Annotated in this window: 16 protein-coding genes; 1 reads left to right on the top strand and 15 read right to left on the bottom strand. The window is 30.4% G+C overall.

Annotation, left to right across the window (positions count from 1 at the left end):
• Positions 1-299 (top strand): methyl-accepting chemotaxis protein (locus GRQ01_RS04795; protein WP_227656217.1); only part of this gene is annotated, 299 nt, incomplete at its 5' end.
• A gap of 26 nt (positions 300-325) precedes the next feature.
• Here the strand turns inward: GRQ01_RS04795 and GRQ01_RS04790 are convergent.
• The 15 genes from GRQ01_RS04790 to GRQ01_RS04720 are packed head-to-tail and all read right to left on the bottom strand — an operon-like array spanning position 326 to position 16,075.
• Entirely contained in the window at positions 326-2,692 is a 2,367-nt protein-coding gene (locus GRQ01_RS04790; protein WP_158334679.1) for a tetratricopeptide repeat protein, read from the bottom strand.
• 21 nt (positions 2,693-2,713) lie between these two features.
• On the bottom strand, positions 2,714-4,102 hold the full coding sequence (locus tag GRQ01_RS04785) for an NADH-quinone oxidoreductase subunit N (RefSeq protein WP_158334678.1): 1,389 nt from the start codon (positions 4,100-4,102) through the stop codon (positions 2,714-2,716).
• Positions 4,092-5,579: an NADH-quinone oxidoreductase subunit M gene (locus tag GRQ01_RS04780; RefSeq protein ID WP_158334677.1), complete on the bottom strand. Its 1,488-nt coding sequence runs from the start codon at positions 5,577-5,579 to the stop codon at positions 4,092-4,094. Before GRQ01_RS04780 ends, GRQ01_RS04785 begins: the two co-directional genes overlap by 11 nt.
• A gap of 1 nt (position 5,580) precedes the next feature.
• Positions 5,581-7,371: an NADH-quinone oxidoreductase subunit L gene (gene nuoL, locus GRQ01_RS04775; protein ID WP_158334676.1), complete on the bottom strand. Its 1,791-nt coding sequence runs from the start codon at positions 7,369-7,371 to the stop codon at positions 5,581-5,583.
• The gene (nuoK, locus tag GRQ01_RS04770) at positions 7,372-7,668 is read right to left on the bottom strand and encodes an NADH-quinone oxidoreductase subunit NuoK (protein ID WP_158334675.1); all 297 of its coding nucleotides are present in this window, start codon (positions 7,666-7,668) and stop codon (positions 7,372-7,374) included. It lies immediately after the preceding gene.
• On the bottom strand, positions 7,665-8,183 hold the full coding sequence (locus tag GRQ01_RS04765) for an NADH-quinone oxidoreductase subunit J (protein WP_158334674.1): 519 nt from the start codon (positions 8,181-8,183) through the stop codon (positions 7,665-7,667). The genes nuoK and GRQ01_RS04765 overlap by 4 nt, the downstream gene beginning before the upstream one ends.
• Entirely contained in the window at positions 8,180-8,809 is a 630-nt protein-coding gene (nuoI, locus tag GRQ01_RS04760; RefSeq protein ID WP_158334673.1) for an NADH-quinone oxidoreductase subunit NuoI, read from the bottom strand. Before nuoI ends, GRQ01_RS04765 begins: the two co-directional genes overlap by 4 nt.
• 9 nt (positions 8,810-8,818) lie before the next feature.
• Positions 8,819-9,817, bottom strand: a complete 999-nt coding sequence (nuoH, locus tag GRQ01_RS04755; protein ID WP_158334672.1) for an NADH-quinone oxidoreductase subunit NuoH — start codon at positions 9,815-9,817, stop codon at positions 8,819-8,821.
• On the bottom strand, positions 9,810-12,272 hold the full coding sequence (locus GRQ01_RS04750) for an NADH-quinone oxidoreductase subunit G (RefSeq protein WP_158334671.1): 2,463 nt from the start codon (positions 12,270-12,272) through the stop codon (positions 9,810-9,812). Before GRQ01_RS04750 ends, nuoH begins: the two co-directional genes overlap by 8 nt.
• Positions 12,269-12,961: a hypothetical protein gene (locus tag GRQ01_RS04745; protein ID WP_158334670.1), complete on the bottom strand. Its 693-nt coding sequence runs from the start codon at positions 12,959-12,961 to the stop codon at positions 12,269-12,271. Before GRQ01_RS04745 ends, GRQ01_RS04750 begins: the two co-directional genes overlap by 4 nt.
• A complete protein-coding gene (locus GRQ01_RS04740) occupies positions 12,958-13,185 on the bottom strand; it encodes an NADH-ubiquinone oxidoreductase subunit E family protein (RefSeq protein WP_158334669.1) in 228 nt (75 codons plus the stop codon). The genes GRQ01_RS04745 and GRQ01_RS04740 overlap by 4 nt, the downstream gene beginning before the upstream one ends.
• Entirely contained in the window at positions 13,182-14,408 is a 1,227-nt protein-coding gene (gene nuoD, locus GRQ01_RS04735; RefSeq protein ID WP_158334668.1) for an NADH dehydrogenase (quinone) subunit D, read from the bottom strand. Before nuoD ends, GRQ01_RS04740 begins: the two co-directional genes overlap by 4 nt.
• A 1-nt stretch (position 14,409) precedes the next feature.
• Positions 14,410-15,204 (bottom strand): NADH-quinone oxidoreductase subunit C, encoded by a 795-nt coding sequence (locus GRQ01_RS04730; protein ID WP_203121220.1) that lies wholly within the window; start codon positions 15,202-15,204, stop codon positions 14,410-14,412.
• A complete protein-coding gene (locus tag GRQ01_RS04725; RefSeq protein ID WP_158334666.1) occupies positions 15,201-15,704 on the bottom strand; it encodes a NuoB/complex I 20 kDa subunit family protein in 504 nt (167 codons plus the stop codon). The genes GRQ01_RS04730 and GRQ01_RS04725 overlap by 4 nt, the downstream gene beginning before the upstream one ends.
• On the bottom strand, positions 15,686-16,075 hold the full coding sequence (locus GRQ01_RS04720; protein WP_158334665.1) for an NAD(P)H-quinone oxidoreductase subunit 3: 390 nt from the start codon (positions 16,073-16,075) through the stop codon (positions 15,686-15,688). The genes GRQ01_RS04725 and GRQ01_RS04720 overlap by 19 nt, the downstream gene beginning before the upstream one ends.
• Positions 16,076-16,180: the final 105 nt, after the last annotated feature.

The following is a 16,180-nucleotide window of genomic DNA, read 5'->3' as shown; positions in this document are numbered from 1 at the left end:
AACATGGTAGAGGATTTGCTGTTGTGGCTGATGAAGTAAGAAAACTAGCAGAAAGAACTCAAAAGTCTTTATCAGAAATTGAAGCTAATACAAATTTATTAGTTCAATCTATCAATGATATGGCAGAATCTATTAAAGAACAAACTGCAGGTATTACTCAAATCAATGAAAGCGTAGCCCAAATTGATCAAACTACTAAAGACAATGTAGAGATTGCAAATGAATCTGCTATTATTTCTAATACTGTAAGTGATATTGCTAATAATATCTTAGAAGATGTGAAGAAGAAGAGGTTTTAAAATAATACCTGGTTTAAAACCAGGTATTATTGAGTTAAGATTTGATCTTTACCCTTGCATAAATTTTGCCAATTTGAAGGATTTTTAATTTCAATACATTGCTTTAAAGCTTCTTTTTGTTCTTTTGTATTTTGCATTCTCTCATAGGTTGAAGCTAAAAGATAAAATGCCCTAGCTTTATCTTCATCTGAAAGTTTTAATTTAATTAAATCTTTTAAAACAGCTAAACTCTCTTCATTTTTGTTAATTTTAGCCAAAGCATCAAGATATAAGAATTCTAAATTAGGACTAAAAAGATTTATTCCTTTTAAATTTTGATAATCAATAGCTTTAGGAGCGTAAGTTAAAATCGTTGTTTGCATATTATGATCCTTAGCATAAGAAAGCAAAGCATCATAAATTTCTACCATATTAAAATTCATAGAAAAGCTTTCTAAAATTTTTAAGATTTTAATAGCCTTATTATATTCATTTAAACGCAATAAGGACAAAAATTGTAAATAATAAGCTTGAAAATTCTCATCTTCACTTTTTAAAATCCTAGAATTAGCTATTTCTTTAGAGAGTTTAACTACTTTGGAATATTCTTTATTATCAAAAAGTATTGAAGCTTTTTTAAGACCATAAAATATAACATCTTCATTATAATTTTTATCAATATAATCAAGCGCTTGATCTATCTTAGAAGTTCTTATAAGACAAGCTAACATTTGTTTTTTATTTTCTATTTTTTGACCTATATCATAAGTATGAAAACGCATGAAAATACTTGTTGCTTGGATACAATTATTAGTCTTTATTGCAGTTTTTAAATCATTAATGGCTGCTTTTTCTAAAAATTGAGTAGCATGGGGAAGTTTTTTATTTTCTATAAGATCTTTATAAGCTAAAATAGCACTGTAATTGCCTTCTTTATAATAAAGAGCAACATCTTCATCTAAAGCCTTATTAGCAATATTATTATCTTTATTAGCATATTCTTTCATCAATTGCATATAACGCTGATGTAAAAAACTTGCATTATTATCTGCTAAAGCGAAAAAAACCTCATCGCTTGCTTTTTTTATCTCATCTAAATACTTCCCATCTAAATAATCATCCATATATAAATCAAGATATTTTTTAGCCTCATGGGTTTTTGTAGTACGAGATAAAGTTAAGGCCAAATCTTTTAAAGCTTCTTCATAATAAGGATCAAGTTTAGACATTTTAACAAAAGCATTTTCATAAACACTCGCACTAAGATCAAATTGCCCTTTTTGCTTTAACAATTTAGCAAGCTTTAAAGATCTTAAAATATCTTTACCAAAATACTCTGGATTGGCTTTTAAAACAATATTTACATATTCTATGGCTTTTTTGGTTTGTTGATTTAAAAGCAGATCTTTTGCTAAGCTTATAGCAGCTCTTGCTGCTAAATCTAAATTTTTTGTATTAAAATAAATATTTTCATAAATCCCCACAGCTTTATCTTTTTCATTTAAATTATACATATAATCAGCATAATCAAGTTTTGATAATTGGGTAAAATAGCTATGAGTTTGCTCATTATCTAAAATTGACATAATATACTCAACATCGCTGCGTTGGGCTAAAGCAATATAAGTTCTTAACATAATATGCAAAACTTCTGCAAAATTTTTATCGCTAGTAAAGGTACGAGTCCAATTTTTAGCCTCATCAATCATATTTTCTAAAATTTGCTGATCACGCATGCTTGCATCTTGAGTGTAAAGCTTATTTTGTGCCCTTAATTTATAAAGCATAAATTCCCTAGCAAAAATACTTCCTTTATATCTATTAATAGCATTTTGTGTATCAAGCACTACTTGATTATAATTAGCCTTATCGTATTCTTTTTTAATTCGCAAATAAGTGTTAATATCTGCACTTTGGGGGATGATTACAGGATTAGAATTTAAATCTAAAGCTCCAACATAAGGCAAGCTTTCATGAGGAAAATTGATATTAAAATCAAGTCCATCATAGTTTTTAAACTGTGTTATTCCCGGCATAAAAATAAAAGTAAAAACCTTACTTTTATAAGAATTAGAAGCACTAAGCTCTTTGTCTATGTAAATATTTTGCGATGTATCAAATACTTTTGCATCCGTCTTTGGTAAGATAATCATCTTGATCCTTTGCTCTTCTTGGATGAATTTTAAATCAAAGGTTGAAAAATTTTGATCCTTTAATTTATTATCAACTCTACCAGCAATATCACATTCAAAATAAAATTTCGCCTCACGAAAATCTTTCTTACAAGCAAATTCTAAATCATTGCTCGCATGTAAAATTGCAAAAGCCTGATTGTTTTCACGACCCGTATTTAAAACAAGCTCAAAAGCAAAAACTTGAAAAAAGCTTAATAAAATTAAAAATAATATTCTCATAAAACAATTATAGCAAAACTCTTACAACATTAACAAAACAGCAAAAGTACTTATAAAAACACAAAAAGCCAAAATAAAATCTTGCATGAAACCTAATTTGATATTATGGACTCTATCATTTTTCACGAATAAAACATGGATTAAAATTTTCAAATACGCATAAAGTATAATCACAGAAGATAAAGCCATAAAAAGTGCTAAATACCAATATCCATTTAAAATCGCCACATTTAAAATCATAAATTTACCCCAAAAAACACCAAAAGGTGGAATACCGGCTAAAGAAAGCACGCAAATACTTAAACAAAAAGCAATCAAAGGTTTTTTCAACAAAAGTCCATTTAAACTCTCATAAGAATAATGTTCATAATTACTTAAAATCATAAATACAGCATAATTTGCAAAGGCAAACAAAGTCCAATATCCAAAAATACTAAGCAAGATCCCATCAAAATTTTGTCCTTGTAATAAAGGAATACAAGCAATTAAAACCAAAGAAGAATGCACCACAGAACTATAAGCAAACATTTTTTTAATATTCTTTTGACTTAAAGCTGCTAAAGCACCCGCAAGCATGGAAAAAACTGACAAAATCATGATAATATATTCAAAACCCGTATTATTTAAAAAATCAAAAAGGCGGATGATTACGACTAATATTGCAATTTTTGGCACAACAGAAATAAAAGCAACCAAATTAGTGTGCGCTCCATAATACACGTCTTTTAACCAAAAATGAAAAGGCACTAAAGAAAGTTTTATCGCACAAAGCACAAAAATCATCACTCCTGCACCTAAAAGCATAGGATCTTTTTGCAATTCATTTTTCAATGCTAAATTAATTGATAAATCTAAATTTCCTGTTTTTAGATAAATCAAAGCTACAGCCATAACAAAAAAACCCGATCCCACAGCTGCAACGCTAAAATACTTTATCGCACTTGAAATAGCATTATTGCTTCCACTCATAGCTATGAGGGTATAAAGTGCTAAAGAAGATCCTTCAAGCCCTATAAAAATAAGCACTAAATTAGAACTTGAAACCATCAAAAGCAAAGAAGCAATCATAAATAAAAATAAGGCATAAAATTCACCTTGATTTTCTTCTTTTTGCATTAAAACATATAAAAATGAAAAAAACAAAATCACTAAGGATGCATAAAAAGAAATAACATCATTATTTAAAGTAGCAAAAAAAGCACTTGCTTGCAAGCCTTGCTCATTAGCATTATTTAAAATAAAAAACACACTCACAATCAAAGACAAAGAACTCATACTAATATAAAAAGATCGATGAAACTTCCAAAAACTAGCACAAAGCAAAATCACTATAGCACTTGCAATTAAAAATAAAAAAGGATAAGATAAACTGATATTTAAAAGTTCTAAATTTAAAAAATCATTCAACATTGGTTTCCCCTAATTTAGATAAAAAGTCTAAAGTATTTTGCTCAACAGCTCTAATATTCATTATTTTTATAAGATTATCTACATCTTCTTGTATAGGTTTTAAAAGTGTATTAGGAACAAGTCCTAAATAAAAGATTACCCCCACTACACACGCAAGCACAAAAATTTCTCTAAAACGCAAACTAAAAGCTTCTATAACACTTTGCGTTTGCATAAAAAACATTTTTCTAAAAACAGCAAACATATAAATTACCCCTAAAACAATCACAAAGCCAGCTAAGAAAGCATAAAGCAAATTAAGCTTTGCAACACCTAAAAGCACTAAAAACTCTCCTACAAAGGAAACACTAAGTGGCAAAGATATACTCGAAAGCAAAATTAAAGTAAAGAAAATTGAAAATAAAGGGGCTTTTTTTGCCAAAGAATGGTAAAAAGAAATGTCATAAGTATGATATTTTTGATACAAAAGTTCTGCCATTAAAAATAAAGTTCCTGTCACTATACCATGTGCAAACATATAAAATACTGCCCCACTTATACCCAAAGAATTTAAAGAAAAAATTCCTAAAATCATTACACCAAGATGCGAAATAGAACTATAAGCTATTAATTCTTTAATACTTTTTGCTTTATAAGCAATTAAAGCATTATAAACAATACTAACTATACATAAAGCAGCGATTAAAGGCATAAAAAAAACACTTGCATCGGGAAAAAGCGGCAAACAAAAAAGTAAAAACCCAAAAGGTGCCATTTTAAAAATCACAAGCATCACAGAAACAAGCACAGGAGAATTAGCATAAAGCTTAGGTGCCCAGGTATGAAAAGGAAAAAGCGGAGCTTTAATAGCAAAAGCTATAAAAAAGGCACCAAAAAGTAAAAGCTGCTCTGTGAAATTAACTGCTGAAGCATTGTTTTTCCAAATTTCTAAATCAAAAGTAAAAATATTTAAAAGCTGATAATTTAAATAAGCTTGATAGATTAAAGCTACAAGCATTAAAATCGATCCAGCAAAAGCATAGATAAAAAATTTAATACCTGATCGAAAATCCTTACCATAAACCCCAATGATATAAAGCAAAGGCAAAAGAGAAAATTCCCAAAAAATATAAAACAATATCCCATCTTTTGCGCTAAAAAGACCCATAATAGCAAATTCTAAAAAGAAAATACAAGAAACAAGTGCTTTTTGTTCGATTTTTAAAAATAAAAAGCTTAAAAATATCATCAAAGAACTTAAAAGCATTAATACAAGAGCAATACTATCAACCCCTATATGAAAATTAAAAAAATTAAACATTTTAAAAGAAAGATTATAATCAAAACTTGTCCCTTGTAAAAAATCCCTAAAAATTTCAGAATTTAAAACTAAAATCATAAAACTCACAACAACGCTAAAAACTTTAACTCCACCGCGTTTTACAAGTAAAACTACAAAAGCAGCAATTAAAGGAAAAAATATCAAATAATTTAGCATCTTACACCATCCATACCAAAATCAATAAAACCACAAAGGCCGCTACCAAAAATCTAAGCATTAAATTAAGATGGTTTGTTAAAATCATCTTTTGAGAAATACTTTGAGAATAACAAGCAATTTTTTCAACCACCCTATCAAAAATATAAATATCACAATACTTTAAAAGCATGCATAAATTTTCATATCTTGCTACGATAAATTGATGATAAAATTTTGGAATGAAATAATCATTGCTTAAAAGTTTGTGGATTTTATTCTTTTCAATATCATCTTTAAACCAAGAATTTTTATAAGCAAAAATAGCTAAAACCACGCCTAAAACAGCTGCTATACTAGCACAAATCATGACAATTTGATTTTGTGCATCAATAAAAACTAATTGAGTGCTTAAATATTCAAAAAATGTATGCTCAAAAAAACCCATAATAATTGATAAAATCACTAAAGGACTCATAGCTAAAAGTGCTATTTTACTAGCTTCATGAGGATGTTTATCATGCTTTTTAGCTACGAAAAATACCAGCATTAAAACCCTAAAACTGTAAAATGCTGTTAAAAAAGCCGCAACCAAAAGCACTAAAAAAATCCCATGATGAAAAGATATAAAAGAATACCCTAAAATTAAATCCTTAGAGAAAAATCCTGCAAAAGGATAAATCCCAGTCAAAGCCAAAGATCCTATACTCATAAAAATAGCTGTAAATTTCAAAGATTTAAAAAGCCCGCCCATTTTTTTAATATCAAGTTCATTATCCATTGCATGCATTACATTACCAGCACCTAAAAAAAGTAAAGATTTAAAAAAAGCATGGGTGATTAAATGAAACAAAGCTATACTATAAGCTCCAAGCCCCGCAGCTACAAACATATAACCAAGTTGTGACAAGGTAGAATAAGCAATAATACGTTTTAAATCCCTAGCTACTAAAGCCATAGAAGCAGCAAAAATAGCTACAAAAGATCCTAACAAAGCAATACCATAAGAAACTTCAGGAACCAAGTCATAAATCGTGCCCGCACGAATAAGCAAATAAACTCCTGCAGTTACCATAGTTGCAGCATGTATTAAGGCTGATACAGGTGTAGGCCCTGTCATAGCATCAGCAAGCCAAGTATGAAAAGGAAATTGTGCTGATTTTCCCATAGCTCCGATAAATAAACAACTTGCAATTAAAATTAAAGCATTATGATCCAAGCTTTGAGCCATAGCAAAAACTTCATCGTATTTTAAAGTTTGAGCTTGCAAATACAGCCAAAAAATGCCCAAAAGCATGCCCAAATCTGCTATACGGTTCATGATAAAAGCTTCATTGGCCGCAAAGGAATAAGTATTATTTTTATACCAAAATCCTATTAAAAGCCAAGAACAAAGTCCAACACCCTCCCAACCTACAAAAAGTCCTAAAAAATTATCACTCATAACTAAAAAAAGCATGGAAAATACAAAAAGTCCCAAATAAGCAAAAAATTTATTAAAACCTTCATCATGAGCCATGTAAAAAATACTATATAAATGCACACAAGTTGCCACAATACCTACAACACTCATCATAGTAAGCGAAACAGCGTCTATATCAAAACCAAAATTCACCCCAACAAACCATTCAAATAAACTCACATTAAAAGCTTCATTACAAAAAAGCAAATACAAAGAACAAAAAGCACTTAAAGCTATTAAAGACGAACAAACAATAGCCACAAACAAATTCTTCTTACTCAAGGCAAAACAACTTGCAAATAAAAAAGCTGCTAAAGGACTAAAAAGCGAAACCAAAGCCAAACTTTGCATTCAAACCTCCACTTCTTTTAAACTTCTTAATTCCAAAGTATTTTTCCTTCTATACCAAAGCACGCATAAAGCTATACCTACAGCCGCTTCACAAGCTGCCACACCCATAACAAAAAGAGCAAAAACTTGACCATTTAAGTCATTGTGCATCTTAGAAGCTGCTATTAAAGCTAAATTAGCACTATTTAATAAAATTTCACTTGAAATAAAAAGCATAATAAGATTTTGTCTTTTTAAAATCCCTATTATTCCTATAACAAACATTAAAATAGCTATAAAAAAATACTTTTCTATCATTGTTTTTCCTTTACAAGATCTTTATGCGTAAGTACAATAGCGCAAATTAAAGCGATCAAAAGCAAAATAGCTATAAATTCAAAGGCTAAAAGATATTTTGAAAAAATTGCCAAAGCCAATTGCTTGTTAAAATCAAACAAAATAGGATCATTTAAAGCCAAATCTGTGCTTATATTTTGATATTTAAAGCCCACAAATATACTAAAAAGTAAAATCATACTTAAAATCACCAAAATAAAAAAACTTTTCTTCGCTTTAAGTTTTTCTTTAAAATCCTTAGAAGCATCAAAAAACATCATAGCAAAACTATAAAGCCCTAAAACAGCACCACTATAAACAATGATTTGTATCACACCTAAAAACTCAGCATCAAGTAAAAAATAAAATCCTGATAAAAACACCATACCACCAGCTAAAGCACTAAGAGAATAAAGCATATTTTTACTTAAAACCGCAATAGCAAATAAGGTTAAAACCACAATAGCAAAAAATATAAAGGCTAAATTTTCTATCATTTAGCTTCTCCTTGATCATTTTGTAAAGCTCTATCTTGCATCACATCATAATAATTAGGTGTTTTTTTAACTAACAAATCTGCATCCTTTCTAAGACTTCCAGCACCTTCGAATTCAAGCTGATTTTTAAGTTTATCAATAGGGGTTAAAAAATCTTGCTTATAACCAAAATAAGATCTTTGCTCGGCTGCATTTTCATACTCTGTACCATGCACTATTGCTAACTCAGGGCATACTTCAGCACAAAAGCCACAATAAATACAACGCCCTAGATTAATACTATAATTTCCTACTTTTTTGCGGCCATTTTCATCTAAAGATGTTTCCATTCTAATACAATTACTAATGCAAATTTTCTCACAAAGCCCACAACCTATACATCTTTCATTTTCACTTTCTATAAAACGCATAAGCCTATGCACAGCACGATAGCGATTATCAAGCTTTACCTTTTCAAAAGGATATTTAATTGTTGCACTATTATTTTTTTTAAGTAATTCTCTCATCATTACAAAAAGCCCTACAAAAAGCTCTAATTTAATACTTCTATATAAAGCTTGTGAAATTTTTTGCCAAGCAGTGACAGGGGGCTTTCTTTTCTCATCAATCCCATAATAATGTTTCATCATAAACTCCTATAAAAGTACGGCTAAAGCAGTAATTAAAAGATTTAAAACTGCTAAAGGAATTAAAATTAAATAGCACATTTTCATCACTTGATCAGGACGCAACTGCGGAAAAGCTGCCCTTGCCCAAAAATACCAAAAGAAAACAAAACTTGATTTTACTATCATCATAATCCAACCAGGAATAATCCAAAAGCTATTAAATCCTCCTAAAAATAAAAGAGTAACCAAAATAGCCCCTGCTATCATGGAAGCATATTCTCCTATAAAAAACATCCCCCATCTTAAACCTGAATACTCAGTTCCATAGCCAGCTATGATTTCAGCATCATTTTCAGTCAAACAAAGCGGAGTTCTATTCGTTTCTATAAACAAAGCAATTACAAAAAGCACAAAAGCTAAAGGCTGTTTAAAAATAAGCCATGAAAAAAACCCATCACTCTGATAATTGTTAATATCCACAAGAGAAAAAGAACTAACAAGCATTACAATAGCTATTAAAGCCAAAGCCCCCACACTTTCATAAGAAATGATAGCTACAAGTGCTCTTGCAGCACCTAAAATCGACCATTTATTATTACTTGCAAGCCCGCCTAAAAATACAGCATAAAAACAAAGTCCAGAAGTACCTATAACAAAAAGTAAGGCTACATTAATATCTGCAATTATAGGCTCAATCACCCTGCCAAACAAAACAAATTCAGGCAACATAGGAATAGCCGCTAAAGCAACAAAAGCACATATAGCAGAAATCAAAGGTGCAATAGCAAAAATGAATTTATGAGAATGAGAAGGAATGATATCTTCTTTAGTAAAAAGTTTTATCATATCTGCTACAATTTGAATCAATCCAAAAGGCCCCACCATATCAGGTCCTATACGCCTTTGAAAATAAGCTAAAACTTTTCTTTCAGCATAAGTTGCAAGACCTGCTAAAGTAGCAAATATAGCAATAACAATAATGCATTTAATAAAAGTTTCTAAAATAAAAAAAGCAAAATCACTCATTATTTGCTCCTATTTTTTCTAATCTTGCTGTGATAAATCTTTCATCAAACATGCTTAAAGTATCAATCTTAGCATCAAAATAAGGCAAATAAGCTCCATTTTTTATATCCTTATCCACACGCACACTTAAAGCAAGTTCTTTATCTTTGATATAAATTTTAACTAAATCCTTATCCTGTAAATTGTTTTTTTTGGCAAGATCTTCACTCACACCCAAAAAAGCTGTTTCATTAATAGCACTAGCACGATTAGAAAACCTGCCAAATTGATAACTAGGATTGGCACTATAAAGTAAAATTTCATTATCTTTTAAAATAGAGTTTTCCTCATTAAAAGCTACAAATTCTTTTTTAGCTTCCTGTTTAAAACACGTTAAATTGAGTTCATAGCCCCTTTTGCATTCACCCCCATTAGTATAAAAATTATCCAAATTATCAAATTCTAAAGGAGAAAAGCCTTTATTTATAGGAAGTCTTTTAGTATAATTAATAGTATATTCTTCATTAAAACCCAAAGCATTGGCTAAATCATTTAAAAAATATCCTTTAAATTCTAAAGCGGCATTGGTTGGAACCACCCTTTTATCATAATTTAAAAAGGTTCCTTCTTGTTGGTTTAAACTCGCACTGGCTAAATTAGCATACTCTTCATAAGAAAAACTAAAATCCCCTCTTTCATTATAACCTAAAGTCTTACCTTGTTTTAAACTATTATCTAAATCACAAATCATAGCAACACCTAAAGTATTTGTATGAGTAGGATTTAAAAAGACTTTAAAAGGCGTTGTGCTTTGGATTAAAGCTAGCAATTTGGCTAATTTTTTAGCATTTTTATGAAAATAAAAATCACTTCCCACAATAAGAGTAAAATTTGACTTTTTAGACAATAAATTTTCTAATTTATCCTCATCTATACCTAAATTCTTAGCAAAAACAGAATGTTTAATGTTTACAGTTTTTTTCACACTTTTAGGCACGATTTTTTTTACTTCTGTGAGAATCTCATTGCCTTGTTCATCTTTTTGCATCACTTGCTCTAACACTTCTTCTTGGATGCTTTCTTCAATTTCTTTTAACTCATCAAGAAAAAATTGATCCAAATACGCTTTAATACTTTCATCTTGGGTGAATTTTTGAAGTAAAAAATATAAAATTTGCTCCTCATCTCCATTTTTATGTATATGTGAAATGAAATTTTTAGAATATTTACTAACCCCTACATCTTCAATAGGATGAAAATAAAGCCCTGATCCTTTATTCATCACTAAAGCATTATTGACTTTATAACTTAGCGTAGGTGCATCATATCGCAAAAGCATTCCTGCAACCACTAAAAAATCGCTTTTTAATATATCTTGAGTATTGGCATTATAAAACTCACCAGAATTTGCTATAAACTCATCTAAAAATTCTTTAAATTTTAAAGCTTCTTCGTTGATTAAATGAAGATCAAATTTCTTTTTTAAATTTTGCAAAATCAAAGCTTCTTCATTAGTAATAAAACTATTAAATTTAATATTTTTAATTTCATTATTTTCAAAAAGTTCCACAAGTGTTTTAAAAGCTTTATCATCTTTTATAGCCTCATTTTGCGTATCAAAACCAAATCTTGCAGCCTTATTTAAACTCACAAAGGCAAAATCATTACTCACACGGTAAATTTTTTCTTTTTGATCCTTAATACCGCTTTGTTTAATATCATAATACATAAGCTCACAATCACTTGAATGCGGATTTGAAGCGGGAATTCTTTTTAGTTCCCAAATATTAGAACTGTATTGGAATTTCGAACCTATCAATGCCCCTGTTGGACACACGCTTGTACATTCCCCACAAAAAGAACAATCAAGCACATCACCATTTGCAGGACCAATAAGACTTTTTTGAAACTTTGTCCAAATCGCATAAGCATCTTTACTCATAAGTTCTTTAAAGCTGCTATCGACACTATCACCACCGCGTGGAACTGTTTTTAAAGCACTTTCGCCTATTTTATCCTTGCAAACCGTAATACAACGCTCACACACTATACAAAGGGAAGGATCATAATTTATAGCTCCCCAATGTTTATGCACTTTATGTGTATCTTTAATCCAGTATTTTTGGACATTTACACGGCTTTTATGGGTAAAATTTTGCAATTCACATTCACCCGATTTATCACAAACCCCGCATTCTAAAGGATGATTGATACAATAAGCTTGCATGATCTCATTTCTTTCATCCCAAAGATTTTGCAAATCGCTTTCTACAATCATACCCTCTTTTGCTTTGGTATTACAAGAATATACTTTTTTACCATCAGCCTCTACCATGCACATACGACAAGCCAAAGTAGGCGTACAGCCTGAAAGATAGCAAATTGCTGGGATAAAAATATCATTTCTTCTTGCTATATTTAAAATATACTCACCTTCTTCAAAGGCACAATCTACGCCGTTTATCTTAATCGTCATTTTGCTTCCTTTATACGGATTGGAGTAAACTCAAAACCATCATTTTCATAATTTAAAAGTCCTATAGTTCCTTGCAAATTTTCATCCAAACAAAGCGTGGTTTTAAAACTAAAATTTTCACCCAATACCTCAACCTCACTTTGATCTTTGCATTTTGCAATTTGCAAAAACTGCCTAGAACAATGCAAATTCTTATCTGGTAAACCCACCTTAAAAAGCACTAATCCATCATAATTATCAAGTTCTTTTAAGGAATTTAATTTCGCATTTTGAAAATTGCATTCTTTTTCATTACTATTTAAAATCTTAAGCTGATATTTTAAACTTAAAAAATTCAAAAAATATTTTATATTTTCGCTGTCTTTATAAAAATTGATATTTTCATCTATAATTAAATATTTTGCAATTTGCAAAAACTCAAGCACTTCATACGCTTCTTCTTCACCCAAACAACACTCCGCACTCAAATACCCTTCATCTAAATCACAAAAAAGCTTCTCATCGCTTAATTTACAAAACAAAGCTAGCACAAAACTCAAACTCGCAATTTCACATTTATAAAATCGCGCCTTTAAAGTCTTATCTTCAATGCAAGAAATATTAATGCTATTTGATCCTATTTTTTGGCATAAATTTTTATTTTTAAGGCTTGGCATATCTAAAAAACAAAGAGCATTATCATAAATCATTGCTCTTCCTTTTTTATCACTATAGTCCAATCAACTTGATTAAATTTTAAGGAATTTAAAAGGCTACAACCTTGATCTTTTACAAAAGAAAAACTTTTTTCAACAGCAGAAAAATCCCCAATTTCAAAAAGCACCACCAAAACTTCGCTCTGCTTTGCTTCTTTAATAATTTGTGCTAAATCTTTAAAAAGATCTTTGCTTTTTCTTAAATCCACTCTTCTCATCTATCGATCTCACCTAAAACTATATTGACATTGCCTATAATAGCTACAACGTCCGCCAAATAAGCCCCCACAAGCATTTCTTCAAAAAAAGCACAATGCCAATAACTAGGTGTTCTAGCCTTTAAACGATAAGGTCTTGGTCCCCCATCACTATGGATGAAAAACCCAAGTTCACCCTTTGGACTTTCAGTAGGCACATAAACTTCACCCTTTGGAGGTTTTAAACCTTGAGTGATTAAAACAAAATGCTGCATCAAAGAATAATTTTGTGTTAAAATCTGCTCTTTTGAGGCACTTACATATTCAGGATGATTAGCTAAAATTTCAGGGGGAGTGTCTTTATAAAGCAGGGCACATTGTTTAATGATTTTCAAACTTTCACGAAATTCTTGCATATAAACTTTATATCTTGCATAAGAATCCCCTTGAGTAGCATAAGGTACTCCAAAATCAATTTCATCATAAAGCAAATAAGGCTCTTCTTTACGTATATCGTATTTTACCCCACTACTTCTTAGCATCACACCGCTACAGCCCCAATTTAAAGCCTGTTCTTTGCTTACAACACCTACATTTTCAGTTCTTAAACGCCAAATTCTATTATCATCTAAGAGATCTTCATAATCTTTTAAATCGCTTGGAAATTTATCACAAAATGCTAAAACTTCTTCTAAATAATTTTCTGGCAAATCAAGCATAACACCGCCTATTCTCATCGAAGAATGTGTAAGCCTTGCCCCACAATATTTTTCTATCAAATCTAGCACATATTCGCGTTCTCTAAAACAGTATAAAAACACACTCATCGCACCAATGTCTAAAGCATGCGTAGCAAGCCAAAGCAAATGCGATGCAATACGATTTAATTCCAAAAGTATCATGCGTATTACTGCAGCACGACGAGGAATTTCTAAACCACAAAGCTTTTCAACAGCAGCACAATAAGCGTAATTATTTGCCGAAGCAGCAATATAATCCATCCTATCAGTGGTAGGAATGAATTCTTGATAAATCATATTTTCAGCCATTTTTTCCATGCCACGGTGCATATAACCTATACAAGGACGTGCTTTGACAACCTGCTCTCCATCAAGTTCTAAAATCAAACGCAAATTTCCATGAGCTGAAGGATGTTGTGGACCTAGATTGATAATCATTTTTGAATCTTCTTGTTCAAAAGCTATATTTTCATAATAAGGCTTTAGCTTACTAGGAATTTGCATTTTAACGCCTTTTCTCTAAAATTTTTGCTTCATTGCGTTTGACTTTTTTAACAAAAGCTACGCCTTCTTCTTCTTGATATTCTTGTTTAAAAGAAAGTTCTTTATTTTCATCGCCCTTTGGCACCTCATGATAAAGTCTTGCAAAATTTAAAGTATCTTTATCATTTGCAAAACCAGGATCTCTTTGCTCTTGACCTACAACTTCACGATATTCTTTGCCAAAAATTTTATCAATCTCATACCATTTTGCAAAGTCATCACCTTGCAAAGGATAGTTTTTCAAAAGCGGATGCCCAAACCAATCATCAGGCATCAAAATACGTTTTAAATTAGGATGATTTATGATAAAAATTCCAAACATATCATAAATTTCTCTCTCACTCCAATTTGCTCCTTTAAAAACCTCACTCACGCTTTGCAAGCGTTCTTTTACCCCTACGAAAGTTTTCACTCTCACTCTAAATTTTTTATCTAAATTTAAAAGCTGATAAAATACTTCAAAACCATTTTTACTCGCTACAAAATCAATAGCACTAGCTTCTGTAAAACTTAAATAGCCTAAAGTCTTAAGTATTTGCAAGGTTTTAACATTATCTTCTTTATTGATTTGTATTACCCAAAAATCAAGTTCTACAAAAGAATTTAAAAGTTCTACTTGAGTTTTTAAAATTTCAAAATCTTCTTTAAAAACGCTTTCTAAAACTTCATGCCTTTTAACACAAGGCGCATGATAAAATCTGTCTTGATAATAATTTTTAACTTGAGCATTTTTTTTATCATTATATTTTCTCATTATATTAGCCTTTTTGGTGCCATCTTATAATTTGCTTTTTGTTTACGAATCTTTTTTTGCAAAATCATCAAAGCAAACTGAAAACTTTCAGGACGTGGGGCACAACCTGGAACATAAATATCTACAGGAATAATCCTATCAACCCCTTGAACCGTAGAGTAAGTATTAAACATACCTCCTGTATTAGCACAACTGCCCATAGAAATCACCCATTTAGGATCAGGCATTTGATCATAAAGTCTTCTAGTAAATTCAGCATGTTTTTTACATAAAGTTCCTGCAATAATCATAACCTCACTATGTCTTGGAGAGGCTCTAAAAATCGTTCCAAATCTATCAAAATCATATCTTGAACCCCCTGCTGCCATCATTTCAATCGCACAACAGGCCAAACCATAAGATAAAGCCCACAAAGAATTACTCCTACCCCATTGAACAAGCTTATCCACACTTGTTAAAACTATAGGTAAACCACTAGCATAATTTACTTGATGCTCTGCCATACAAACGCTCCTTTTTTATAAGCATATAAAAACCCAACTCCTAAAAGCACAATAAAAATAAATACTTCTAAAAATCCAAACCAAGCTAAATCTTTAAAAATCAAAGCCCAAGGGAATAAAAATACAACTTCTATATCTAAAAGTATAAAAATTAAAGCAATGGTAAAAAATTGAGAGTTAATTTTGTTAGCTTGTTTAACAGGAATAGGACCACACTCATAAATTCCAAGTCCTAATTTTTGACGATTTTTTCTAGCAAAACTATTGCCAATTTTTGAAGCTAAAAACACTAGTCCAAAAAAAATAATACTAGCTAGCACTAGCATTAAAAAAATACCAAAATAAGGATACGAAGCATCTGTATGAGACATTTATTCTCCTTTTTTTAAAACACTTTCACTCCACAACAAAATTCAATTTACACTTTTCTTTATTTTACTCTAAACTTTCTATATTGAAACTTAGATTAAATAATA

Origin of the sequence: Campylobacter bilis, assembly GCF_016806695.1 — a bacterium.
Classification (GTDB): Bacteria; Campylobacterota; Campylobacteria; order Campylobacterales; family Campylobacteraceae; genus Campylobacter_D; species Campylobacter_D bilis.
Note: the sequence above shows the minus strand (reverse complement) of the source record. Positions and strands in the feature narration are given on the sequence as shown.